The following is a 24,723-nucleotide window of genomic DNA, read 5'->3' as shown; positions in this document are numbered from 1 at the left end:
CCTGTCTATCGTGAATGTGGTATGCCTGGGACCGGCGGCGAGCCCGTGCGTCGGCCTGGGGGGATTGACCCCGGCCATGGGATTGGGCCGCCGCCGGTTGGTCTGACCAGCCTGAACAGTTGCATGTGCCGCATGAGCACGAAGACATGGACAGGAACCCAGGATGACACGGATCTTTGTTGGCGTCGACCTTTCGAAGGACTGGCTCGACATTTTCGACCCGCGCCGCGGCAACATCCGCCGTGCGAACACCCCGGCAGGGGTGAAACGCTTTCTGTCGGAACTCGACCGCGGAGACATGGTGGTCTTCGAGGCCACGAGCGGCTGCGACGGGCTTCTGCTGCGCTCCGCCCTGGGGGCGGGAATTCCCTTCCACAGGGTCAACCCGCTGCACGCCTGGCACTTCGCCCGCTCGCTCAACCTCCCAAAAACCGACCGTGTTGACGCCCGCATGCTGGCGCGGATGGGGGCGGAACGCGCGTTTGGGCCCTCTCCGGTTTTCCTGCCCGAACGGGCGGAACTGGCGGAGCTCTCCGGACGCAGGGACCAGCTCAAACGCATGGAAACGCAGGAAAGAAACCGGCTTGCCAAAGCCTCCACCGCCGCGATCCGCGCCGACATCACGGCCTCTCTCAGGGCGATCGCCCGTCGCATTCGCAAAATCGAGGCCGCCATCGACGCCTTCGTCGCCGCACACCCGCGTCTTGCGAGGCAGCTCGACCTGCTCGAGACCGTGCCCGGCATCGCGCGGGTGACCTCCGTCACGCTCCTGTCGCACATGCCCGAGCTGGGCACGCTCGACCGCCACACGGTCGCCTCACTGGGAGGCCTCGCACCACGGGCGCGGGAAAGTGGACGCTGGCGTGGACAACGGTTCACCGGCGACGGCAGGCGACAGATCCGGCGCGGGCTCTACATGGCAGCGGTCAGCGCCATGAGCCACCGCAGGCTTTGCCCGGCTTTCGTGGAACGCCTGCGCGCGAAGGGAAAGCCGGGCAAGGTGATCGCCGTGGCCGTCGCCCGAAAGCTGCTGAAAGCCGGGCAAGGTGATCGCCGTGGCCGTCGCCCGAAAGCTGCTCACCATCGCCAACGCCGTCCTGCGCGACCAGAAACCCTGGCAGCCCGCCACCTGACACCACGCTCAAACGATACAGTTGCCCATGGGGCGGTCCGACGCAGGCACGGCGGGGTTTCACCCCTTGTTCCGTGCCGGGGGATCGTGGGGCGGTCGTCGCAAACTGCACATAATTCAGTCAAAGGAGGTCAATTGGCGGTCTGTTGGACAGGCGCTGGCGGGGTGCGTTGGAAAAATATTGACTAATTGGTCAAAAATTGCGGTGCTGAAGTCAACAGAACAGGGAAGTGCCATGACGATTGATCTGACGACACGATTTACCGGACTTGATTTCGTAAACCCGTTTGTGCTGGCCTCCGCGCCGCCGACGGAGAGCAAGCGCAAAATTCTGAGGGCTTTTGAGGCTGGATGGGGCGGGGTTGTCACCAAGACGATCGGGCTGCATCCCGTGGAAAATGTCGCGGGGCCGAAGACGATTTACCAGCGGGCGAGCGACGTGAAGCCTTACGTGTCGCGCTACAAGCGGCCCGATACGGTGTCGCATTCCTCGTGGAACTGGGAGCTGATCTCGGACCAGCCGCTGGAGCAGTGGCTGCCGGATCTGGAGGAGATCAAGACCACCTTTCCCGACCGGATGGTGATCGCCTCGATCATGGCGGGCGCCGGGGGTGAGGCGGAGATGGAGAACTGGCGCAAACTGGCGCGGGCCTGTGTGGGCGTGGGCTGTGATGCGCTGGAGCTGAACATGTCCTGTCCGCATATGGACCGCAAGGATATGGGCGCGAATATTGCCAATGACGAGGACATCATCCGCTCGGTGCTGACGGCGGTGACCGGGGCGGTGGATGTGCCGGTCTGGGTGAAGCTGACGCCCGCGACCTCGACGCTGGTGGATGCGGCGGGGGCGGCCTATGAGGCGGGGGCCTCGTGTATTTCGCTGTGCAACACGTTTCCGTCGCTTCCACTGATGGATCCGGAGACGCTGAAATTTGAGGTGGAGGTGGACGGCTATGTCACCTCCGGCGGGCAGGGCGGGCTGGCCATTCTGCACCAGGCGCTGCAGCGGGTGTCGGATATCTCACGGGCCTATCCTGACAAAGCCATTTCGGGCATTGGCGGCATCAAAGGCTTTCGCGAGGCGTTCAATTTCATCGTGCACGGGGCGGGGAATTTGCAGGTCTGCACGGCGGCGATGGAGGAAAAGGGCAGTGGCGGGGTCGGGGTTCAACTGATCCAGGAACTGACCCGGGATCTGGGTGAATACCTCGAGGCCAAGGGGCATTCCTCGATCGAGGATTTCCGCGGCATCGCGCGGGAGCGGATAGTCGAGCACTCGAAAATCCGGCGCAAGAGCGAGGATTATAACGGCGGTTACGCGATCCCGGCCTGACGCCGGGATGCCCCGCCAGGGCTGGCGGGGTTTTTGGCATCAGTTGGTGGGGTCGATGGCGTGTTGCAGCCGGAAGCCCACGGCCATGCGGTTCCAGATGTTGATGGTGCCGATGGCGACGGTGAGTTTGGTGATCTCCGCGTCGCTGAAATGGGGTTTCAGCAGGTCGAAATCCGCATCCGGCGCCCCGGTTTGGGAGACATTGGTGATGGCGTCGGTCCAGGCGAGCACGGCGCGTTCGCGCTCGTCGTAGACACCGGATTCGCGCCAGGCCGGAATGAGCGCGATCCACTGGTCGCCGAGCCCGTCCTTGCGGGCTTCCTTCACATGCATGTCGACGCAGAAGGCGCAGCCGTTCAGCAGCGAGGCGCGGATTTTCAGCAGGTGCAGCAGGCGTTTGTCGAGGCCGGAATCGCGGGAGACGAACTCCTCCAGCGCCCAGACGGCTTTGACGGCGTCGGGGGCGGCTTTCATATAGTCGATGCGGGGGTCCATGGGATGTCCTTTCATGGGGTGCGTGGTTTTTTGTGCCGGGCGTTGGCCTCAAGGAAGGCGCAGCCGCGGGCGGCGATGGTGCCGTCATCGTCCCGTTCGACCTGGGCGAGCAGGGCGGCGATGGTGGTTTTGGCCAGTTCGGCGCGGTAGATCCGCTCGGCGCGCAGCATGGCGGCGTTGATCTGGCAGGGCGCGGTGAAAAAGCTGTCGGGCGGCGGGTTGGGGCCGTTGCGGCGGATCTCGCGGCAGCGGAAGGCGGGTTCGGGGCCCTCCACGGCCAGGGTGATGTCGAGAAGCGTGATGTTTTCCGGCGGGCGGGCCAGGTGGTAGCCGCCTTTGGGGCCGGGGATCGTGGCGAGGATCCCGGCGCGGGACAGGGCCTGGAGGTGTTTGAGCAGGTAGCTCGTCGAGACGCCGTGGAACTCCGCCAGCGCCGCGGCGGAGAGCACGTCGCCGGGCGGAAGGGTGGCGAGCATGGAAACGGAGTGGATTGCCTGCTCGATGCCGTCGCTGAGTTTCACGGGGTGGGTCGCCTTCGTCTGATTCGTGGATATTATTTGTCCACGATTGTGACAGGGGCGTCAAGTGGGGGATGAGGGTCGCATAGGTGCCGCGGGTTTTGCGGCTGTCGTCACCTGGCGATGAGCCGTGGCTGCGCCGGGCCGGGGGGTGGCGCCATGCGGGTTGGGCGTCGCGGTTTTATGGCGTCGTGTACCTCTTGCCTTCGATGCTGTTCGAAAGCGTCGACGGGCGCCGGCCCTTCGGGACCGGACCGGCGCAGGCACGGCGGGGCTGAAGCCCCTCTGTTCCGTGCCTGGGGTGGGTGGGTTCACATTTCCGCGTTTTGGAGCCTGACGTGAGGCGCGGCGCGCCATGCCCGACTTTCCCCCCGGGAGGGCATCCGCGACGTCGGCAATAATTCAGTTGTTCCGGGAGTTTGAGCGACCCGCGCTGAACTACAGGGGCGGAGCCCTCCCAAAGTCGGGCATGGCGCGTCGTGCCTCGGGTTGTGGTAACGGTTTGGCGGGTGCTGATCCGGGCGTCGCCCCTGACCAAACGCGGGGCTTGCCCGGGGTGGGGCGGGTTCGTAATATTGCGGGCATGACAACGGTTCGAACAGGTCTGGTGGCGGAGTGGCGTGCGATGGGTGCGCCCTTTGGCAAGACCCAGGAGTGGTGGCCGCCGCCCTGGCGCTGAGTTTCGACCTCAACGCCTGAAACCAACCAAACGAACTGGATAGATTATGATGATCCACGACCTTACGGTGCGTGCCGATGCGCTCGTCGTGACCTGGTCCGACGCGACCACCACGGACTTTCCGACCATCTGGCTGCGCGACAACTGCCCTTCGGGGTTTCACCCGCAGACCCAGGAGCGGCTGCTGGACCTGCTCTCGCTTGAGGAGACGCCGGTGCTCGTCTCGGCGGGGCTTGAGGGCCATGTTGTGCGGCTTGGCTATGCGGACGGGCATGTTAGTGACTTGGCCCTATCGCTGCTGTCGGGGAACAGGCCCGGGGAGCGGGCGGCTGATCCGGCCGCGGTGGAGGCGCGGCTGTGGCGGGCGGAGCATACCGTGGCGCGGGTACCCGCGGCGTCGATCCTGGGGGATGACACGGGGCTTGCAAACTGGATGCGGCTGACGGCGGCGGACGGGCTGTCGATTGTGGAGCATGTGGAGGACCGGGCCGGGGCCGGTGTGGATCTGGCGGAGCGGATCGGGTTTCTGCGAAAGACCAATTTCGGCACCACCTTCGAGGTGATCAACAAGCCCGATCCGAACAACCTGGCCTATACCTCCGTGGCGTTGCCGCTGCATACCGACCTGCCGAACCAGGAGGTGCCGCCGGGCTATCAGTTCCTGCACTGTCTCGCGAACGAGGCGACCGGGGGCGGGTCGATTTTTGCGGACGGGTTTGCCATGGCGGAGGATCTGCGCCGGGAGGACGCCGAGGCGTTTGAGCTGCTCTCCACGGTGGATATTCCGTTCCGGTTCCATGATGGCGAGGCGGATATTCAGGTGCACAAGCCGGTGATTACGCTCGATGGCGCGGGTGAGGTGATCGAGATCCGCTACAACGCGCATCTGGCGGGGATTTTCGACATGCCCGCGGATGTGATGCCCGCGTATTACCGGGCGTACCGGGCCTATATGGCGCGGACGCGGGACGCGCGGTACCGCATCACGCTGAAGCTGAAGGCGGGCGAGATGGTGGTGTTCGACAACCGCCGGGTTCTGCACGGTCGGGAGTCGTTTGATCCGTCCACCGGGTTCAGGCACCTGCATGGATGCTATGTGGACCGGGGCGAGTTTGCCTCGAAGCTGCGCCTGCTGTCGCGGCAGGCGGGTGTGACCCGGGCGGCGTAGACTTCGGAAGGGCCGTTCAGACCACGGCCTCACCCGTGCCGTCGAGGGTCGGGACCATTTTTGTCCATGAATGGTAGGGCTCGGGCATTTCTCTCACGAGAGGATTACTCGACGGGCCGTTGAAATTCGGAGCGTATCTGATGCTGTCAGGCTGCGACCGCGCGGTCGTCCAGCCGACGGTTTCGGCGGCCCCTCAGAAATACCATGATGGCCGTGAGCGCCGCCGTTGTGGCTAAACTGCCAGTGGCGCTGATTTCCGGGACCGGCGTCGGAGTGCTGACCGTGACGTTCCGCGATGTCGCGTAGGCCGAACTATATTGTGACTCCAGTGAGTCACGGGTCAAAACGTAGTTGGGTACCGCTGATGTGAAACCTGAAATCCAAATCAAGAAATCCGTGTCAAAACGCGAAACATAAAATGGTTCCCCACCCCCGATTAATATAACATCAGAAGAAGAAGAGTAGTAGTACTGAACAGGGGTTGCGGTAAGAGGGAACGGATCACCGGAGACGACCGACGACGTTAAAGAATTTACAACAAGGCCGGAACTGGTGGTGTTGATGTCTTGCGTGAAATCGTTCGCAATTGAGAAATCGAAATTTACCGTACCCAACTGGCCACCGGAGAATTGTCCTACAATGTCGTAGGTCTTCACGGCAGCACTTGCCGGTGTACTCAAAATGAAGGCGAAAATTGCACCCAGAATTTGTTTTTTCATTGCTTTGCCCCCAGCAGAAAATTCAATCGTAGTTGAAAGTACTATTCTTACTTAGCACCCAGGAATCGAATGGGCAAAAGATTTAGCCGGGATTTTTTCAGGCTGCCGAATATTTTTGCGCGCATCCTGTTTGACCGTCTTCAATTAGACCACCAGGTCGCATTTACCGCGTGAGCGGGATACGCTGGGCGAGTAAACGCTTGTTTTCGTCATTCCGGTTTAGCGGGATCATTCAATATAACTTTGGAGGATTCGGGCAGTCTGAAACGTGTTGAGATATCAATTCCGAAACAGACAGGGGGGCATCTTCAGGGGAATTTTTGCATCGCTTTCGATTGCTTCGGCGGCGCCGGTGCAGGCTGGGGTGACGGAGCGGTTTGGGCCGATGGAGCTGTCGCTTAGGCCACGGCCTCGCCGGTGCCGTCGCGGGTGGGGTTGTCGAGGGTCGGGACCATTTTGGTCCAGGAGTGGTAGGGTTCCGACATGGCCTGGCTGTGGAGATGTTCGAGCGCGCCGATGGGGTCGTCGGGGTGCAGGTCGATGCGCAGGGTCAGTGGCGGCGCGTGGCGGGAGACCACGAGGAGGGCGGCGGATTTCAGGCCACGGAAGTCGCCGCCGGAGGTTTTGGCGGCCCTGAGCGCGGCCAGCAGACGGTCGGGCATTTCGCCTGCGGTCTGGGTGAAGGCCGCGATCATGGCGGGCAGAACGTCGGTGTTGCTGAGCATGTTGCCGGTGGCGACGATGCCATCCGAGGCGGCCTCGCCTGCGTAATCCACGCTTTGGGAGCCGGTGAAGGCGGCGGTGCCGCCCTGGGGTTCAAGCGCCGCAAGCTGGCGGTGGTCGCGGCCGGGATCGGCGGAGGTGACGGCGTGGACGGCCTCTACGGCGGTTTTGCCCTCACGCATCAGGGTGAGCGCGCCGGTGCCCCAGAGCGTGCTGGGGGAGGTGCCCTGGGAGGCGGTCAGACCTGATTCCGCGTCACCGCGCAGGACCCAGCCCCCGACACAAAGGCTGCCCGTTGCGGCAGCGCCGCCGTAAATGCCTGTTTTTGGGTCATGGGCCAAAAGTGAGAACGTCATTTACTCATCCCGCCTGATTGAGACTTGTATTTATCATGAAAATTTGGCCTCATGCAATTAATCATGATAAATACGGGACCAACAGCGGAGAGGACAACCTGAAATGAAAATCCTTGAGTTTACGCGTCGCGCGGTGCTCGCGACGGGACTTGCGGGCCTGGCGCTGGCTTCGCCCGCGATGGCGCAGACGCCTCCGGGTGTCCTGATCGTGGGTCAGATCGCGGAGCCGAAGGCGCTCGATCCGGCGGCGGTGACGGCGGTCAATGATTTCCGGATCCTGATGAATGTCTATGACGGGCTGGTGCGCTACAGCGACGGCACGCTGGAGGTGGAGCCGGCGCTGGCGACCGGCTGGGAGATCAGTGAGGACGGGACGGAATACACGTTCAATCTGCGTGAGGGCGTAAAATTCCATGACGGGTCGGATTTCAACGCGGAGGCGGTGAAGTTCAACTTTGACAGGATGCTGGATGAGAACCATCCGTTCCATGACACGGGGCCGTTCCCGCTGGCGTTCTTTTTCTCGGCGGTGGACAGCGTCGAGGTGGTGGATCCGCTGACGGTGAAATTCACGCTGAGTGCGCCCTACGCGCCGTTTCTGTCGAACCTGGCCTATCCCACGGGTCTGATCGTGTCGCCCGCGGCGGTGGAGAGCCATGGTGCGGATTTCGGGCGCAATCCGTCGGGAACCGGGCCGTTTAAGTTCGCCGAGTGGCGCTCGAACGAGGCCGTGGTGATCGAGGCCAATCCCGATTACTGGGATGGTGCGCCGAGCCTGGAAGCGGTGGTGTTCCGACCGATCACGGATGCCAATACGCGCACGGCGGAGATGCTGGCGGGCGGGATCGACATGATGGTCGAGGTGCCGCCGGTGGCTTTGTCCGAGTTTGAGGGCGAGCAGTACAACGTGGTCGAGCAGGCCGGACCACATGTCTGGTTCCTGATCCTCAACACGAAGGAGGGGCCGTTTACGGATGTGCGGGTGCGTCAGGCGGCGAACCTCGCGATCAACAAGACCTCGCTTGTCAATGACGTGCTGGAGGGCACGGCGGAAGTGGCCGCGGGGCCGACGCCGCCCGCCTTTGCCTGGGCCTATAACGAGAGCCTGGAGCCCTATCCCTACAACCCGGAGCGGGCGAAGGAGCTGATCGACGAGGCCGGTGCGGAAGGTGCGGAGCTGACCTTCTATGTGACCGAGGGCGGGTCGGGGATGCTTGACCCGATTGCCATGGGAACCGCGATCCAGGCGGATCTGGAGGCCGTGGGTTTCGACGTGAACATCGAAACCTATGAATGGAACACCTTCCTCGGCCAGGTGAACCCCGGGCTTGAGGGCAAGGCGGACATGGCCGAGATGGCCTGGATGACCAATGACCCGGATACGCTGCCCTATCTCGCGCTGCGCACGGATGCGTGGCCGGAGCAGGGCGGGTTCAACTCGGGCTACTACTCCAACGAGAAGGTGGATGATCTGCTGGAACAGGCGCGCGTGGCGACCGATCAGGACAAACGCGCGGAGCTTTACCAGGAGATGCAGACCATCGTTCAGGAGGACGCGCCCTGGGTGTTTGTGGCGAACTGGAAGCAGAATGCGGTCACGAGCGACCGGGTCGAGAATTTCAGCCTGCAGCCGTCGTTTTTCCTTCTGCTGAAGGACGTTGTGAAGAACTGAGTTGAGCGGGCCCTGCGGGGCCCGTTTTCGCAGGTGGGCAGGGCGAGTTGAGGGGATTTGAGTAAGTGGTGCCCTGTCCTGGCGCGGGTTGTGTTGCCGGAGGGCTGCGACGGCCGCGGGCGGTAGCGTAGCGCCGCCCAGGGGGGCGGTAGGCGCTGCCCGGCGTGGCCGCCGGGCGGGACGGCTGAGACGGGCGTTCATTGAAGGGGGGAGTGCCGTGACGGGCTATATTTTGAAGCGTCTCCTATCCGCCATTCCGGTGCTGTTTGGCATCACGGTGATCGTGTTTCTGATCATGGCGCTGATCCCCGGCGATCCGGCCACGGCAATTTTGGGAAGCTATGCGACGCCGGAAAACGTGGAGAAACTCAACCGTGATCTGGGTTTGGACAAGCCCCTGGTGGCGCAGTATTTCATCTGGCTCGGCAACATGCTGCAGGGGGATTTCGGGCAGTCCTTTGCCCTCAACCGGCCGGTGATCGATGAGGTTCTGGAGCGGTTTAACGCGACGCTGATCCTGGCCGGGACGGCGTTTGTGCTGTGCTCGGTGTTTGGCATTCTGGCCGGGGTGGTCTCGGCCGCGAAACAGTACGGGCTGGCGGATAAGGGGATTACCTTTGCCGTGCTGCTCGGCATTTCGATCCCGTCGTTTTTCCTTGGCATGATGATGATTTTGATCTTCGGGGTGAATTTGAGGTGGCTGCCCGTTTCGGGGATGTACGCGATTTACGGGGGCGGGGATCTGCCCGATCTGATCTCGCATCTGATCATGCCCGCGCTGGCTCTGGCGGTGGTGGCGACGGGGGTGGTGGCGCGGCTGTCGCGCTCGGCCATGCTGGAGGTTTTGCGCCAGGATTTCATTCGTACGGCGCGGGCCAAGGGTGTCTCGGAGCGGGGGGTGATCTGGCGTCATGCGCTGAAGGCGGCGATGGTGTCGATCATTCCGGTGCTGGGCATTCAGGCGGGGTTTGTTCTGTCCGGGGCCGTTTATATCGAGATGGTGTTCCAGTGGCCCGGGGTGGGGCGGATGCTGGTGGACGCGATTTTGAAGCGGGACATTCTGCTCGTGCAGGGGGGCGTGGTGTTTGTGGCTGCGTGTTACGTGCTGTTTAACATTCTGGTGGATGTGGCGCAGAGCCTGCTTGATCCGAGGATCAAGACATGAGCGCGTTTTTCAGGCTTCTGGCCCGCAACCGGCTGGCACTTTGGGGCGGCGTTGTGTTGGCGCTGGTGGTGTTTCTGGGGCTGATCACGCCGCTGCTGCCTCTGGCCGACCCGGATGTGACCAATACGGCGGACCGGTTTTTGCCGCCGTTTTCCGAGGGGGCGTTTTTAGGGACGGATCATCTGGGGCGCGATCTTCTGTCGCGGCTGATGTGGGGGACGCGGCTCTCGCTGGCGGTCGGGTTTTCGGCGGCGGTCGCGGCGGCGACCATTGGGGCGGCGATCGGGATTGTGGCCGGGTTTTATGGCGGGCGTACCGATAACGTGATCATGCGCGGCGTCGATATGCTGATGGCGTTTCCGTATATCCTGCTGGCGCTGGCGATTGTGGCGGCGCTTGGGCCGGGGCTGATGAACGCGCTGATTGCCGTGGCCGCCGTCAATGTGCCGTTTTTTGCGCGGAACATTCGCGGGATCACGGTGGGGATCGCCCATAAGGAGTTTGTGGACGCGGCGCGGCTGGCGGGGATGGGGAACGGGCGGATCATTCTGACCGAGATCCTGCCCAATGTGGTGCCGGTGATCGTGATTGCGATGTCCACCACGATTGGCTGGATGATTTTGGAGACGGCGGGGCTGTCGTTCCTTGGCCTCGGCTCGCAGCCGCCGCAGGCGGATCTGGGGTCGATGCTGGGTGAGGCGCGGTCGGCGCTGATCACCAATCCGCATACCTCCGTGGTGCCGGGGGTGATGATTTTGGTGATCGTGATGAGCATCAACCTGCTGGGCGACGGGGTGCGGGATGCGCTGGATCCGCGTCTGAAATCGGGGGCGCTGAGCCGTCCGATGCCGGCGACGCTGGTGGACCGGAAGTCGGTGCCGGAGGCGGGCGAGGGTGATGGTATTCTGGCATTGCAGGATCTGGAGACGCAGTTTCATGTGAAGGACCGGGTTTACAAGGCAGTGGGGGGCGTGAGCCTGACGGTGCATCCCGGCGAGTGTCTGGGGATCATTGGCGAGAGCGGGTCGGGCAAGTCGGTGACGGCGCTGAGTGTCATGTCGCTGGTGGCCTCGCCGCCGGGGGTGATTACCGGGGGCGCGGTACGGTATAAGGGCGAGGATTTGATCGGGGCGCCCTATGCGAAGTTGCGGTCGCTGCGCGGGGACCGGGTGGCGTATATTTTCCAGGATCCGCTGGCGACGCTGCATCCGCTCTATAAGGTGGGCGATCAGCTTGTGGAGGCGATCCGCTGTCACCATGACGTGTCATCCGCGGAGGCGCGGAGCCGGGCGATTGATCTGCTGAAATCGGTGCGGATTCCGAATGCCGAGAGCCGGGTGGACAGTTATCCGCATGAGATGTCGGGGGGGATGCGGCAGCGGGTTGGTATTGCGATGGCACTGGCGAATGAGCCGGATGTGATCATTGCCGATGAGCCGACCACGGCGCTCGATGTAACGGTGCAGGCGCAGATTTTGGCGCTGCTCGATGATCTGCGGAAGGCGCGCGGGCTGGCGATTGTGTTTATCACCCATGATTTTGGCGTGGTGGCGCAGCTCTGTGACCGGGTGGCGGTGATGTATGCGGGCCGGATCGTGGAGGAGGGGCCGACCGGGGAGGTTCTGGCCACGCCCGCGCATCCCTATACCAAGCGGCTGATCGCCTGCGTGCCGGAACTGGGCGAGGGGCGGCGGAAACTGGCGGCGATTCCCGGTCTGCCGCCGGTGGTTGATAAGCTGCCCGAGGGCTGTGCCTTTGCGGAGCGGTGCCACAAGGCGCGTGATTACTGCCAGCGGGGGGATATTCCGCTGGAAGGGCCGGCGGAGGGCGCGCGGCGGGTGCGCTGTCTTTACCCTGAGAACGAGCGGATGGCGGAGGCCGTTTCATCATGAGTGCGGCGCTGAAACTGACGGATCTCTCGAAGACGTTTGAGGTGGGCCGGACGCTGTTTGGAAAGCCGAAGGGGCTTGTGCGGGCGGTGCAGCCGGTGGATCTGACCGTGGAGCAGGGCGAGACGCTGGGTATCGTGGGCGAGAGCGGTTGCGGAAAGTCGACGCTGGCGCGGATGCTGGTGGGGCTGTTGCCGGTCACGACGGGGAGCATCGAGATCGAGGGAGCGGCGCTTGATAACGCGGACCCGGCGGTGTTTGGGAAGCGCATTCAGTATGTGTTTCAGGATCCGATCAGTTCGCTCAATCCGCGCAAGACCATCCGGCAGGTGATGGAGGCGCCGCTGAAGAACCTGCACGGGATGGGCCGGGCCGAGCGGGACGCGCGTATTCGGGAGATTTTCGATACGGTCAGCTTGCGCGAGGAGTTTCTGGAGCGCTATCCGCACGAGTTTTCCGGCGGCCAAGCACAGCGGATCGGGATTGCGCGGGCCCTGGCGGCGGAGGCGCGGATTTTGATTTTGGACGAGCCGGTCTCGGCTTTGGACGTGTCGGTGCAGGCGCAGGTTCTGAATTTGCTGGCGCGGTTGAAGGAGGAGCTAAGTCTTACGTATCTGTTCATCAGTCATGACCTGGCGGTGGTGGAGGCGGTGTCGGACCGGGTGGCGGTGCTGTATTTTGGGGCGGTGGTCGAGGTGGGCCGGGCGGAGGATATATTCTCGCGGCCGAAGCATCCGTACACGAAGCTGCTGGCGGACAGTGCGCCGGTGGTAGGGCGGGCCTTAAGGGCGCCGGAGGGCGTGGACACGGAGCTGCCCGATCCGCTGAACCCGCCCACGGGCTGTGCGTTTCGGGCGCGGTGCCCGAATGCCACGGAGCGCTGTGGACGGGAGGTGCCGAAGCTGGTGGAGATGGGCGAGGGGCACCGGGCGGCGTGTTTTCATCCGGTAGGGTGAGGTTCCTGGAAGCAAGGCTCATGCTGTTCCGCCCTTGCCCTGAGGGCGGCGCCTGACCCTGGTGGGTGCGGAGCGCCCTCCTGGGGGAGGGTCGGGCGCTGCCCGGCAGTGCCGCCGGGCGGGAGGGTTGAGATAGTGGCTAGAGACGGGTTTCCGTGTTCTGACGGCCGAGCACGGCCATGATCTCCACCGCGCCATCCTGGGCAATCCGGTAGTAGATGCTGTTTGGTTTATGTATGCAGCGACGATAGCCGGGGCGAATGTCATCAACCGTCGGCCAAAGCAAGGGTTCCTCCGCAATTGCCGTGAAGCGCTGGTAGAGCGCCTGCAGGTAGCTGTCGGCGGCGTCCATTCCCCAGGTTTCCACTCCGTAGAGCCAAATCCCGTAGAGATCAGCTTTCGCTAACGGCGAGAGCCTATATTTTGCCATTCCGGTGCGCCGTCTCCCGGAATTCCGCGAGGGTCTCTTCGGGTGTGGCTGTGACCCAGCCGTCATTTTCGGCGGAGAGTTCGGACGCGATGAGGCGGGCCCGGATGGCCTCAACCTCGCGGGCGCGGCGGATAAGGTCGTTGACGACCTCGCTGCGGCTGGAGAATTCCTGGCTGTCGATGCGGGACTGGATCCAGCGTTCGTTGGGTTCGGTGATCGAGAGGCTTGCGCGTTTTGCCATTTTGCCGGGCTGCGTGTGATGCGGTTGTGATGCGAATTTACATCATTTGTGAGGGTGTGGCAATTGCGTTGGCTCAAGCGGTTCCGCCCATGCACTGAGGGCGGCGCCTGACCCTGGGGGGTGCGATAGCGCCCTCCTGGGGGAGGGTCGGGCGCTGCCCGGTGCGGGCACCGGGCGGGAGGGTTGAGGTGGGAGGGCGGTAATAGACAGCCCGTATTCTGAGAAACCGGTGTAATGGAGCGCTTTGGAACCTGGGCGCCCTTTCTCCGAGGGGAGCGATGCCCTCGGGGGGAAACACGCGTGGGGAACTTCCCAATTGAAGCCGCCTGCGATGCCTGATTAGCTGCCCTGAACAGCGAGACAGGCGGGGCTAATGGGGCAGGAACGGATCAGGTTGGGTGTGGATATTGGCGGGACGTTTACGGACGTTGTGCTGGAGGTGGGCGAGGCGCGGTTTTCGACCAAGGTTCTGACCACCTATGCCGCTCCGGAGGACGCGATACTCGACGGGATGGGACAGGTCTGTGCGGCGGCGGGGATTGGGCCGGGCGAGATTGACCAGATCATTCATGGCACGACGCTGGCGACCAATGCGCTGATCGAGCGGCGGGGGGCGCGGACGGCGCTGATCACCACGAAGGGTTTTCGCGATGTCATCGAGATGCGCACCGAGAGCCGGTTTGAGCAGTATGACCTGAACCTGGAGCTGCCCGAGCCTCTGCTGCCACGGCAGCAGCGGTTTGTGGTGAATGAGCGCATGGATGCGGGCGGCAATGTGCTGGTGCCGCTCGACCGCGCGGAGGTTGAGGCGCTGGCTGATGACATCGCGGGTGCCGGGTTTGAGAGCGTGGCGGTGGGGCTGATCCATTCGTATCTGAATGATGCCCATGAGCGGATGGTGCGGGAGGTTCTGGAGGAACGGCTGCCGGGGGTGATGGTGTCGATCTCCTCGGAAGTGTCGCCGCAGATGCGGGAATATGAGCGGTTCAATACGGTGGTGGCGAACGCCTATATCAAGCCGCTGATCAAGTCCTATCTGGGCCGTCTGAAGGGGCGGCTGGCGGATGAGGGCGCGGTCTGTCCGGTGTTTTTGATGCATTCGGGCGGCGGGATCATTTCGTTGGAGAATGCGGCGGATTTCCCGGTGCGGCTGGTGGAAAGCGGCCCGGCGGGGGGCGCGGTTTTTGCGGCGAATATCGCGGCGCGGTATGGGCTGGATAAGGTTCTGTCGTTTGACATGGGCGGGACGACGGCCAAGATTTGCCTGATCAAAAACCAGGTGCCGAAGACCTCGCGGGTGTTTGAGGTGGCGCGGACCTACCGGTTCAAGAAGGGATCGGGGATGCCGATTTCCATTCCGGTGATCGACATGGTGGAGATCGGCGCGGGCGGCGGGTCGCTCGCGCATGTGGATGCGATGCGCCAGATCCGGGTAGGGCCGGAAAGCGCGGGGTCGGAGCCGGGACCGGCCTGTTACGGGCAGGGTGGCGAGCGGCCGGCGGTCACCGATGCGGATCTGGTTTTGGGGCGGCTTGATCCGGAGAATTTCGCGGGCGGGTCGATCCGTTTGGATGCGGAGGCGTCGCAGGGGGCTCTGACGAGGCATCTGGGTGAGACGCTCGGCATGGAGGTGGATGAGGCGGCGTTTGGGCTGGCGGAGGTTGTGGACGAGAACATGGCCAATGCGGCGCGGGTGCATGCGGTGGAAAATGGCGAGGATTTGGCCGGGTACACCATGATTGCCTTTGGCGGGGCGGCACCTCTGCATGCGGGGCGGCTCTGTGAGAAGCTGGGGGTGTCGCGGCTGCTGGTGCCGCCGGGGGCCGGTGTTGGCTCGGCCATCGGGTTTTTGCGCGCGCCGTTCAGTTTTGAGGCGAACCGGTCGGTTTACATGCGGCTCTCGGAGTTTGATCCGGAGGCGATCCGCGGGCTGCTCGATGAACTGCGGGCGGAGGCCACGGGGTTTGTGCGCAACTGTGACGCGGAAGCGGAGATCTTCGCGGAGTTCCGGGTCTACATGCGCTATGCCGGGCAGGGCTGGGAGATCCCGGTGGTGCTGGAGACGCGGGATGCGGAGGCACCGGATGCGGCGCGCTACCAGGCCCTGTTCGAGGCGGATTACGAGCGGCTGTTCGGGCGGGTCGTGACGGGGATGGATGTGGAGATTACCGTCTGGGCGGTGAATGCGACGACCGCGCCGGAGCCGGTGGAGCGGATTGCGGCGGGGGCCGGGGATGAGGTTGTGGCGCCTGCTGAGACGCGGCGGATATTTGATCCGGTTTCTGCCGAGTTTGTGGAGGCGGGCGTTTTTGCGCGCTGCGATCTGGGCACCGGTCAGCGGATTTCGGGGCCTGCGGCGGTGACGGAGGATGAGACCACGGTGATCGTGCCGGCAAGCCGCGATGCGGTGCGCCAGCCGGACGGGTGCATCGACGTGATGATCAGGGAAGGAGCGTGAGCATGGCGGAGCGGTCAAACGTGGCCTGGCAGGTGATGTGGAACCGGCTGATTTCCGTGGTCGAGGAACAGGCCCAGGCCCTGGTGCGCACGGCGTTTTCAACCTCGGTGCGGGAGGCGGGTGACCTGTCTGCGGGGGTGTATGACGCGCGGGGGCGGATGCTGGCCCAGGCGGTGACGGGAACGCCGGGACATGTGAACGCGATGGCCGATGCGGTGGCGCATTTTATTCGGCGCATCGGGCGGCAGAATATATTCGAGGGCGACGTGTATCTGACCAATGACCCGTGGGAGGGGACGGGGCATCTACATGATTTCACGGTTGTAAGCCCCGCGTTTCACGACGGGGTCCTGGTCGGTTTTTTTGCCTGTACGGCCCATGTGGTCGATGTGGGCGGGCGTGGCTTTGGCGCGGACGGGGCGAGCGTTTATGAGGAGGGGATTTACCTGCCCATCATGAAGTTTGCCGAGCGCGGCGAGGTGGACCAGACGCTGATCCGGATCGTGCGCGGCAATGTGCGGGAGCCGGACCAGGTGGTGGGGGATCTCTATGCGCTGGCGTCGTGCAACGGGATCGGCCAGCGGCGGCTGGCGGACATGATGGCGGAATTTGGGCTGGGCGATCTCGAGGAGGTGGCGGAGTTTATTCTGGAGAATTCCAGACGCGCGACGCTGGAACGGATTGCGGCGCTGCCCCGCAAGAGCGCCGAAGGGTCGATGACGGTGGACGGGTTTGACACTCCGATCACGCTGGCGGTGCGGCTGTCGGTGGAGGAGACGCGGATTGTCTGTGACTTCGCCGGGACCTCGCCGGTGGATGCGAAGGGGATCAACTGCCCGAAGGTCTACGCCAAGGCCTATGCCTGTTACGCGCTGAAATGCGCGATTGCACCGGAGATCCCCAACAATGCCGGGTCGCTGGAGCCGTTTGAGATGGAGGCGCCGGAGGGGACGATCGTGAATGCGGTGCATCCCGCGCCGGTGGCGTTGCGGCATATTGTGGGGCATTTCGTGCCGGATGCAGTGTATGACGCGCTCGATAAAATCATTACGGGCGTGGTGCCGGCGGAGGGGGCCGGATGCCTGTGCAATTTCCAGGTGTCGTTGCGGCCCGCGCCGGGGCGTAAGGGCGTGCGGGCGGAGGTGCTGGCGTTCAACTCCGGCGGGTCGGGAGCGCGGCCGGAGTTTGACGGGCTGAACGCGACGGCGTTTCCCTCGGGCGTGATGACAATGCCGATTGAGGCGACGGAGCATGCGGGGCCGGTGGTGATCTGGCGCAAGGAGCTGCGGCCGGACAGTGGTGGCGTGGGCGCGCGGCGCGGGGGCCTGGGGCAGTATATGGAGGTTGGCGCCCGCGAGGGCCACGAGTTTGATTTCCAGGCGATGTTCGACCGGGTGCGGCATCCGGCGCGGGGGCGTCAGGGTGGCGGTCCCGGCGGTGTGACGGAAATCGGCCAGGATGACGGAACGGAAATGCGCAGCAAGGGCAAGCAGTTTGTGCCGGAGGGGCGGCGGGTTCTGCTCTCGCTTCCGGGCGGTGCGGGCTATGGCGCGGCGGCGGACCGGGACCCGGACCTGGTGCGGCGTGACCTGGTGCGCGGCTACATCTCGGCGGAGGCGGCCGAGCGGGATTACGGCATGAGTGCGGACGAGGTGGCGGAGGTTCTGGAGGTGGCGCGCGGGGGCGGCGGGTGACGGCCGGGCCGGTTTAAAGGTTTAAGTTTTGCGGGGTTTTTGGGCAAAAAATACCCGCCAAAACCCGTTCAATCCGGGATTTTCCTTTGTTAGCAAGGTGTTTACGTTTTCTGGCGCATAGTCGGCCCATCCACCAGTGACGGTGGAGAAATGTGTATGGAGAATCCGACATGTTACGACCGGCCCGGCATGGCATCGTAATCGCGTGTGCAACAACCTCACTGGCATCCGCGGTTTCGGCGGCAGGCATCGAACGTGCGGGACCATCGAGCCGGGTTCTGTTTGAGACGGGACGCTATGTCGAGTTCTCCGGAACCTATGCAAATCCCGATCTGTCTGGCGAGGGCGGGGAGTTTCCGCCGGGCACGCCGATCCCAGGAACGACCGGCAACATACTGGACAGCTTCACAAATTTCGGTGCCGCCTATAAGGCGGACATCAATGACCGGATGTCCTATGCGATTATTCTGGACCAGCCTTATGGCGTGTCGCTAAGCTATCCGCAGGGGTTCTATGACGGGACCTCCGCGACCATCGACACGACGACGCTGACGGGCGTTCTGGCCTATGACATTACGCCGGCGGTAAAGGCCTGGGCCGGGGTTCGGGCGCAGCGTATGTCGGCGGACGGGGCGATTCCCTTCCTTGGCGATTACACCATCGAGACGGATACGGATATCGGTTACGGCTACATGCTGGGCGTGGCCTATCAGAAGCCGGAAATCGCATTGCGGGTGGCCCTGAGCTATTACTCCGCCATCGAGCAGGAGTTCGAGACGGTTGAGTTTGGTGCCATCGACGGCACGCTGGAGGTGGAGACGCCGCAGCAGGTGGTGCTTGAGTTCCAGTCGGGCATTGCGGTGGACACACTGGTGTTCGGCTCCATCCGCTGGGTCGACTGGCCGCAGTTTGAGATCGATCCGCAAAACTACCCGCTGGATATTCCGCTGGTCTCCTACGAGAAGCCATGGACGGCCTATTCGCTGGGCATCGGACGGCAGTTCACCGACCGTCTCGCGGGTGCGTTTGAGGTGAGGTATGAGCCGCAGACGGATACCGTTCAGCCCGCCCTCGGGCCGGTGGACGGCGGTACGTTCCTGACGGCATCGATGAGCTATGACATGGAGCCGTTCACGATCTCGGGCGGCGTGACCTATGGCTGGCTGGGCGACGCCGAGAACGAGCTTGGCTCCAGCTTTAACGACGGCACCATCCAGGGCATCGGGTTCCGGATCTCGTACAACTTCTGAGGCGGGTGGACCCCGGGGGGGGTGCGCCCCGGGACCGCCCCGGGGTGCGGGCGCGGGCCGGGCGGGGGGGGCCGGCGCCGCCACGGCTCCGCTTATGGCTGAATTGTCCCGGTGTAGCGGGTTTTGGCATCTCTGCCTCTTAATGTCCGTTCCGGTTTGCCCAGGCGCCGGGTGACAGGCCCTCGTGCCGGGCGAAGGCGAGGCCGAATGCGCTGGCGGAGCCGTAGCCGACCTTCATGGCTATTTCCGTAATTGTCAAACCGCCCTGCCGCAGCAGGGTTTTGGCGACCGCCATGCGCCAGGCGGTTGCGTATTCCATTGGGGCGCGGCCGACCTGCCTGCGGAACCGCTCGAAAAAGCCGGATCGGGACATGCCGGCCGCCCGTGCCATCTCGGAGACGGAGAGAGGGCTGTCCGCCTGCGTGTGGATACGTTGCAGGGCATCAACGAGTTGCGGATCCGACAGGCCGCGCAGGAGGCCCGGCGGCAGGGTCGCGGCATGACCCGAGCGCATGGCCTCTATCAGCATAACCTCCAATAACCGCTCCAGAACGATCCCGCGGCCCGGCCGGTCGGCGCGGGTTTCCTCGTGGATGACCGGCACCAGGGCCGTCAGGCGGCCTTGCCCCGACACGTGGATCATTTCGGGCAGCAGGGAGACGAGCAGGTCGCTGGCCGGTGTGTCGAAGCGGCAATGTCCGACCAGGGCGCGCATATCGACCGGGGCTTCCGACGCGCCGAGCCGGAACCGCCCGGGACCGGTTTCGAGCGGCAGGCGTGGCACATGCGCCGGCGGGGGCTCCCCGCTCGACATGGTAAAACCCTGGAGGTGGGGGATCAGCACGAAATCCCCGCCCGTCAGCGTGACCGGTTCGCGACCGGTGACATGCAACCGGCACTGGCCTTCGACGACGGCGCAATAGAAGGGGCTGGCGAGATCGTGACGCTCCACCATCCACTGCCCACCAGCCTCGACCATCTTGGATATGGAAGGCGCGGGCCTGAGCAGGGTCACGACGCTGGAGAGGGGATCAGCGGGGGTATCGGGCACGTTTCTGGACGATCGATGGATGATAATGGACATCTGAATATGGAATGAACGGATGCGGCCGTCCATCTACCCGCTACGGCCAATTATCCCGAAAGAAAATATCCCCATGAACAGACTGATAACCGTTGCCCGCGACCTGCCGACACCGGAGCCGGAGATGACCGTTGCCTATACGCCGGTCCGGTTGCCGATGCCGGGGCGCCAGCCTCTTGAGGTGCGCCTGACCGCGCCCGCTACCGGGAAGGGCCTGCCCATCGTGATCCTGTCGCATGGCTTTGGTCCCTCGAATTATATTCCCTCAAAGGACGGCTATGCCCCGCTTGCGCAGTTCTGGGCGGAGCGGGGTGTGGCGGTGCTTCAGCCGACCCATGCCAGTTCGCGGGTCGGCGGGCTTGATCCCGATCTGCCCAATGGGCCGTTTTTCTGGCGCGAGAGGGTGGCGGAAATGCGGGCCATTTTGGATCAGCTGGCGGAGGTCGAGCGGCAGGCGCCCGCGGTGGCGGGGCGACTGGACCATGACCGGATCGCGGTGGCCGGGCATTCCTTCGGGGGGCATACCTGCGGTCTGCTGCTTGGGGCGGGCCTGGACGGCGAGGCGTTTTCGGACCCGCGCATCCGGGCCGGAATTCTGCTGGCGGCTCCGGGCCGGGGCGGTGCGGATCTGACTCCGGACCATGCGGAGCGGTTTCCCTTCTTCGACGTGGATTTTGGCGGGATCCGCGTGCCGATCCTCGTGGTTTGCGGTAGCGAGGACGACCCGCATTTCACGCCCCACGGCCCGGAATGGCACGCCGATGCCTTCCACGACGCGCCCGGTGCCGATTCTCTGCTGACGATCAGGGGCGTGGGTCATGGCCTTGGCGGAATTGCCGGGTGGGACGCGCTCGAGACCGAAGCGGAGAACCCCGACGCGCTGGAGGCCACGCGGCGGCTGACGCTGGCCTGGTTGCGGAGCAGGTTTGACATGGAGCCGGGCGCCTGGGACCACAGTAGACGCGTGCTGAGGGAACGTGCTGGGTCCATTGCGGAGATCACCTTGGGGAAGGGGTGAATTTTGCCGTTGGGTTTGTGGGGCGGGCTGGCTCGACCCCGGGCACGGAACAGAGGGGCTTCAGCCCCGCCGTGCCTGCGCCGGACCGGCCGGGAGGGCCGGCGCATGTCGACGTTGGCTCAACGGTGAGAGCGAAGAGGTACACGACGCCATAAAAGCGCGATGCATGGATGTTGGGAGCGCCAGCCCCCGGTCCGGCGCAGGCACGGCTCCGCTTATGTGCGGAAGTGTTTCGCAGATAGGCTCCGTGGGTTTTCAACCAAGTGATTGACGGGTGCGTGTGGCGGCTATAGGCAGTGGGCCATGGAAAACACGACAATCATCGCAATGAACTGGTGGCTGGCCTCCTGACAGGGTGGCCGGATAACCAGATGTATTCCGAGGCCGCCGCGTGGGCGGCCTTTTATTTTCCAGGGCTTACTGATGCGGCGCCTCTCGTTTTAGGAGACGACGCACATGAACAGACCAACCATTCTGACGGGCGACCGCACCACGGGGCCGCTGCATATCGGGCATTATGCGGGCTCGCTGTCAAACCGGCTGCGGTATCAGGACAGCCATGAGCAGTTTCTGCTGCTGGCCGATGCCCAGGCGCTGACCGATAATGCCCATGACCCGGAGAAGGTGCGGCGCAACGTGATGGAGGTGGCGCTGGATTACCTGGCCGTGGGGATTGATCCCGGTCGCACCACCATCTGTCTCCAGTCGCATCTGCCGGCGCTGGCGGAACTGTCGATGCTTTACCTGAACTTTGTCACGGTGGCTCGGCTGGAACGCAACCCGACGATCAAGGACGAGATTCGGGTGCGGGGGTTCGGGCGGGATATTCCCGCGGGGTTCCTGTGTTACCCCGCGGCCCAGGCGGCGGATATCACGGGTTTCAGGGCGACGGTGGTGCCGGTCGGTGAGGATCAGGCTCCGCTGATCGAGCAGACCAATGAGATCGTGCGGCGGATCAACGCGACCGCGGGCCACGAGGTGCTGCCCGAGGCGCAGGCGGTCATCCCTAAAGCCGGTCGGTTGCCGGGGATCGATGGCAAGGCCAAGATGTCGAAATCCGGAGGCAACGCCATTCCGCTCTCCGCTTCACCAGAGGAGATCCGCAAGGCGGTCAGGGCGATGTTTACGGACCCGAACCATCTGCGGGTTGAGGATCCAGGGCGTGTCGAGGGGAATGTGGTTTTTAGCTACCTGGACGCGTTCGACGGGGACCAGGAGGGGCTTGAGGATCTGAAGGCGTGGTACCGGCGCGGCGGGCTTGGCGACAGCAAAATCAAGGCGCGGCTGGAGGGTATTCTACAGGAGCTTATCGCGCCAGTTCGTGAGCGCAGGGAACGGCTGGCGCGGGAGCCGGGGTATATTCTTGACGTGATCCGGGACGGGACGGACCGGGCGCGGGAGCGCACCGAGGCGACCAAACGGGATGTGGTGGATGCCCTGGGTCTGTTTCAGTTGTAAGTGAGGGGATGCGAACGGGCACGGGCATTTGTGCAATCGTGCCGTGCGGTATTGTGCGTCGACGCAGGTGATCGCTTCGTCCAGTCTATGTGTATCGGAAGCCGGACGCTTCCTGGACCACCGTAAGTTTGGCAGACAAATGCCCCGTTTCGGGGGCCGTTGTCGCTCGGCCTGACGAAGGAGACATCATGTTGATCTACCACGAAATGGAAGCGGCCATGCGGGCGAATGATGCCGACCGCTATGCCGCGCTTCTGGCGGAGGATTTTGAATATGTCCGCCACAAATCGCAGGACAGCATTGGACGCGCGGCGATGCGCGATCTGCTGAAAAGGGTCTGGCGTCCCGGGAACCGCGTCATCGAGGGCATGCGCTGCCTCTATGAGAATGATGATATCCTGGTGGTGCACATGATCCTGTCCTTTGCCAGCGGATCGCGCGAGGGCGCCATGGTTGTTCATCACAAGCGTGGCGGCCGCATCGTGCGGATCGAGTCCGGTGTCTCTGACCTTTCGGGCGGTGTCGCCGCGTCGGCGCCACCGCATCCGGCAAACGCTTCCGTTGCCCTCCAAACCAGCCTTTGAAAATAAGGGAAAATCAATGGCTTACGTTATTTCGAATTTCTTCCCCACCGGAACAGCCGCGCAGTATGAGACGGCCATGCTGGCGATGAATGGAGAGCCCGGCCGCATCCCGGACGGACAGATCGCCCATGTTGCGGGGCCCGTGCCGGGCGGCTTTCAGGTCATTGCCATCCAAGAGTCAAAGGAAAGCTGGGACCGGTTCATGACCGAGGTCTTTGCCCCCGTCATGGGGCGCGGAATTGAGGGTGGATTTACCGCGCCGCCGACCGAAATGGAATTCGAAGCGACACATTTTTACCGCTGAATTCCGGCGCAACGGGTATCAACCCTGTTGTCCGGCCAGGGCTGCGCGCCGCTCGATATGGAAAGCGATCAGCATATCGAGCACGGCGCGCAGACGTACCGAGCCGCGCATGGACTGGTGGTAGACGATGTTCATGTCGATCACGTCGATGGGCTCGTCGAACAGCCGGACCAGCCTGTCATCCGCATCTCCGGCAATGCAGTAGAGAACGCCGATCCCCTGGCCGCCGGCGATCCGGTGCTGGGCCATGTCGATATTGTCTACCCGGATGCCTGGTTTGCCGGTCCCGGCGAATTGCTCGATCCAGGCGAAGGGCGGCATGTGCAGGAAGGGCTCGGCATACTGCACCAGCGCATAGCCGGAGATGTCCGCCGGGGTCGCGGGACGGCCGTGCGCCTCGATGTAGGTTTTGGCCGCAAAGACACCTGATCCAAGCCCAAAGGAATGCGCGACGGCCAGGTCCATGTCGGTGGGCCGGACCGCGCGGATGGATATGTCAGCCTCGCCCTTTGAGAGGTTGACCGGCGCGCGGCCGGACAGAAGCTCAACCCCGAGTTCCGGATGCCGGGCGGCCACCGTCCCAGGAAAATCCTCAAGGTAGCGGATGGCCACGGGGGGACAGGCGATGCGGACGACACCTTCGAGGGCCTCGCGCGCATCGCGCACCTCCGCGCGGGCCCGGTCCGCCGCCGCCTCCATGGTTTCAGCCGCGGCAAAAGCCGATTTGCCCTCCCGTGTCAGGGAAAATTCGCGGGCCTCCCGCACGACGAGCACGGCCCCGAAGGCGGCCTCGGCCGTGGCAAGCCTCCGGCTGACGGTCGAGGGATCGACCCTGAGCGACCGCGCCGCCCCCGCCACAGATCCGGCCCGGCCGAGCGCCAGGATCACGCGAAAATCGTTCCAGTCCGGCTCAGCAGGCATGGTCCCATCCGGCTTGCGGGCGGGGGAATACACGCCCGCGTGCAGTATGCCATGGGTGGTCGTGGGGCGTCGAGGTGTTTGGCCGTGTGTTCGGAGTGGGCCGGGGCAGGGGCAAAAACGAACCGTTTTGGCGTGCGGGTTGCGACAGGCGATTGTGTCTGGACAGCGGGACATTTCAGCCATTGGAAGGGGAGCCGTGACTGCGCCGGGCCGGGGGGGGTTGGCGCACAAGGCGGCCCAGTGGCGCGGTTTTATGGTGGAGTGTGGCTCTTCCGGTTGATCGCAGGGCGACGTTGACGGGCGCCGGCCATTCGGGTCCGGACCGGCGCGGGCACGGCGGGACCGGGGCCCCTTGTTCCGTACCCGGTGGCGCGCGGCCACGTGGCGCCTTTGGGTCCGGTCCGAACCTGGCGAAGAAGACTTGTAAGTAAGCTCGGAGCGGGACTAGACTCGGGTCTGGACGGAATTGACGCAAA

The 24,723-nt window shown here is 63.9% G+C and carries 22 protein-coding genes; 14 read left to right on the top strand and 8 right to left on the bottom strand.

Annotation, left to right across the window (positions count from 1 at the left end; all coding sequences use genetic code 11):
• Positions 1-163 precede the first annotated feature (163 nt).
• Both ACP15P_RS20125 and ACP15P_RS20120 read left to right on the top strand, forming a co-directional pair.
• Positions 164-1,321 carry an IS110 family RNA-guided transposase gene (locus ACP15P_RS20125; protein ID WP_424930275.1) on the top strand — a complete coding sequence of 386 codons (1,158 nt, stop codon included), beginning with the start codon at positions 164-166 and terminating at the stop codon, positions 1,319-1,321.
• A 46-nt stretch (positions 1,322-1,367) separates the two neighbouring features.
• The gene (locus ACP15P_RS20120) at positions 1,368-2,465 is read left to right on the top strand and encodes a tRNA-dihydrouridine synthase (protein ID WP_424930274.1); all 1,098 of its coding nucleotides are present in this window, start codon (positions 1,368-1,370) and stop codon (positions 2,463-2,465) included.
• 39 nt (positions 2,466-2,504) lie between these two features.
• Here the strand turns inward: ACP15P_RS20120 and ACP15P_RS20115 are convergent, their stop codons facing one another.
• A complete protein-coding gene (locus ACP15P_RS20115; protein WP_424930273.1) occupies positions 2,505-2,960 on the bottom strand; it encodes a carboxymuconolactone decarboxylase family protein in 456 nt (151 codons plus the stop codon).
• A gap of 11 nt (positions 2,961-2,971) precedes the next feature.
• Positions 2,972-3,481: an RrF2 family transcriptional regulator gene (locus ACP15P_RS20110; protein WP_424930272.1), complete on the bottom strand. Its 510-nt coding sequence runs from the start codon at positions 3,479-3,481 to the stop codon at positions 2,972-2,974.
• Positions 3,482-4,203: 722 nt separating this feature from the next.
• Between ACP15P_RS20110 and ACP15P_RS20105 the strand changes: the two genes are divergently transcribed.
• Entirely contained in the window at positions 4,204-5,325 is a 1,122-nt protein-coding gene (locus ACP15P_RS20105; protein WP_424930271.1) for a TauD/TfdA family dioxygenase, read from the top strand.
• Positions 5,326-5,471: 146 nt separating this feature from the next.
• Here ACP15P_RS20105 and ACP15P_RS20100 read toward each other — a convergent pair whose 3' ends face one another.
• Positions 5,472-6,044 (bottom strand): hypothetical protein, encoded by a 573-nt coding sequence (locus ACP15P_RS20100; RefSeq protein ID WP_424930270.1) that lies wholly within the window; start codon positions 6,042-6,044, stop codon positions 5,472-5,474.
• Positions 6,045-6,442: 398 nt separating this feature from the next.
• Positions 6,443-7,123: a DUF1028 domain-containing protein gene (locus tag ACP15P_RS20095; protein WP_424930269.1), complete on the bottom strand. Its 681-nt coding sequence runs from the start codon at positions 7,121-7,123 to the stop codon at positions 6,443-6,445.
• Between the two features lie 103 nt (positions 7,124-7,226).
• On the opposite strand from ACP15P_RS20095, the gene ACP15P_RS20090 reads away from it, so the two are divergent.
• From ACP15P_RS20090 to ACP15P_RS20075, 4 genes are all read left to right on the top strand, one after another.
• Entirely contained in the window at positions 7,227-8,795 is a 1,569-nt protein-coding gene (locus ACP15P_RS20090) for an ABC transporter substrate-binding protein (protein WP_424930268.1), read from the top strand.
• A gap of 217 nt (positions 8,796-9,012) precedes the next feature.
• Positions 9,013-9,960, top strand: a complete 948-nt coding sequence (locus ACP15P_RS20085; protein ID WP_424930267.1) for an ABC transporter permease — start codon at positions 9,013-9,015, stop codon at positions 9,958-9,960.
• On the top strand, positions 9,957-11,852 hold the full coding sequence (locus ACP15P_RS20080; RefSeq protein ID WP_424930266.1) for a dipeptide/oligopeptide/nickel ABC transporter permease/ATP-binding protein: 1,896 nt from the start codon (positions 9,957-9,959) through the stop codon (positions 11,850-11,852). Before ACP15P_RS20085 ends, ACP15P_RS20080 begins: the two co-directional genes overlap by 4 nt.
• Positions 11,849-12,805, top strand: a complete 957-nt coding sequence (locus ACP15P_RS20075; RefSeq protein WP_424930265.1) for an ABC transporter ATP-binding protein — start codon at positions 11,849-11,851, stop codon at positions 12,803-12,805. The genes ACP15P_RS20080 and ACP15P_RS20075 overlap by 4 nt, the downstream gene beginning before the upstream one ends.
• A 139-nt stretch (positions 12,806-12,944) precedes the next feature.
• Here ACP15P_RS20075 and ACP15P_RS20070 read toward each other — a convergent pair whose 3' ends face one another.
• A complete protein-coding gene (locus ACP15P_RS20070; protein ID WP_424930264.1) occupies positions 12,945-13,235 on the bottom strand; it encodes a type II toxin-antitoxin system RelE/ParE family toxin in 291 nt (96 codons plus the stop codon).
• Positions 13,222-13,476 carry a ribbon-helix-helix domain-containing protein gene (locus ACP15P_RS20065; RefSeq protein ID WP_424930263.1) on the bottom strand — a complete coding sequence of 85 codons (255 nt, stop codon included), beginning with the start codon at positions 13,474-13,476 and terminating at the stop codon, positions 13,222-13,224. The genes ACP15P_RS20070 and ACP15P_RS20065 overlap by 14 nt, the downstream gene beginning before the upstream one ends.
• Positions 13,477-13,849: 373 nt before the next feature.
• Here ACP15P_RS20065 and ACP15P_RS20060 point away from each other — a divergent pair, with 373 nt between their 5' ends.
• From ACP15P_RS20060 to ACP15P_RS20050, 3 genes are all read left to right on the top strand, one after another.
• A complete protein-coding gene (locus ACP15P_RS20060) occupies positions 13,850-15,934 on the top strand; it encodes a hydantoinase/oxoprolinase family protein (RefSeq protein WP_424930262.1) in 2,085 nt (694 codons plus the stop codon).
• 2 nt (positions 15,935-15,936) lie between these two features.
• A complete protein-coding gene (locus ACP15P_RS20055; protein WP_424930261.1) occupies positions 15,937-17,628 on the top strand; it encodes a hydantoinase B/oxoprolinase family protein in 1,692 nt (563 codons plus the stop codon).
• Between the two features lie 170 nt (positions 17,629-17,798).
• On the top strand, positions 17,799-18,878 hold the full coding sequence (locus tag ACP15P_RS20050; protein WP_424930260.1) for a hypothetical protein: 1,080 nt from the start codon (positions 17,799-17,801) through the stop codon (positions 18,876-18,878).
• 139 nt (positions 18,879-19,017) lie between these two features.
• On the opposite strand, the gene ACP15P_RS20045 is transcribed toward ACP15P_RS20050, so the two are convergent.
• The gene (locus ACP15P_RS20045) at positions 19,018-19,929 is read right to left on the bottom strand and encodes an AraC family transcriptional regulator (protein WP_424930259.1); all 912 of its coding nucleotides are present in this window, start codon (positions 19,927-19,929) and stop codon (positions 19,018-19,020) included.
• Positions 19,930-20,035: 106 nt separating this feature from the next.
• On the opposite strand from ACP15P_RS20045, the gene ACP15P_RS20040 reads away from it, so the two are divergent.
• The 4 genes from ACP15P_RS20040 (at position 20,036) to ACP15P_RS20025 (ending at position 23,326) form a co-directional block, all read left to right on the top strand.
• On the top strand, positions 20,036-20,980 hold the full coding sequence (locus ACP15P_RS20040) for an alpha/beta hydrolase family protein (protein ID WP_424930258.1): 945 nt from the start codon (positions 20,036-20,038) through the stop codon (positions 20,978-20,980).
• Positions 20,981-21,436: 456 nt separating this feature from the next.
• Positions 21,437-22,438 (top strand): tryptophan--tRNA ligase, encoded by a 1,002-nt coding sequence (trpS, locus tag ACP15P_RS20035; RefSeq protein ID WP_424930257.1) that lies wholly within the window; start codon positions 21,437-21,439, stop codon positions 22,436-22,438.
• Positions 22,439-22,626: 188 nt separating this feature from the next.
• Positions 22,627-23,022, top strand: a complete 396-nt coding sequence (locus ACP15P_RS20030) for a nuclear transport factor 2 family protein (protein ID WP_424930256.1) — start codon at positions 22,627-22,629, stop codon at positions 23,020-23,022.
• Positions 23,023-23,038: 16 nt separating this feature from the next.
• Positions 23,039-23,326, top strand: coding sequence for a hypothetical protein (locus tag ACP15P_RS20025; RefSeq protein WP_424930255.1), 288 nt, complete (start codon positions 23,039-23,041; stop codon positions 23,324-23,326).
• Positions 23,327-23,344: 18 nt separating this feature from the next.
• On the opposite strand, the gene ACP15P_RS20020 is transcribed toward ACP15P_RS20025, so the two are convergent.
• The gene (locus ACP15P_RS20020; RefSeq protein WP_424930254.1) at positions 23,345-24,247 is read right to left on the bottom strand and encodes a LysR family transcriptional regulator; all 903 of its coding nucleotides are present in this window, start codon (positions 24,245-24,247) and stop codon (positions 23,345-23,347) included.
• Positions 24,248-24,723 lie beyond the last annotated feature (476 nt).

Source organism: Amaricoccus tamworthensis (assembly GCF_049800875.1).
In the GTDB taxonomy this organism is placed as follows: domain Bacteria; phylum Pseudomonadota; class Alphaproteobacteria; order Rhodobacterales; family Rhodobacteraceae; genus Amaricoccus; species Amaricoccus tamworthensis.
Note: the sequence above shows the minus strand (reverse complement) of the source record. Positions and strands in the feature narration are given on the sequence as shown.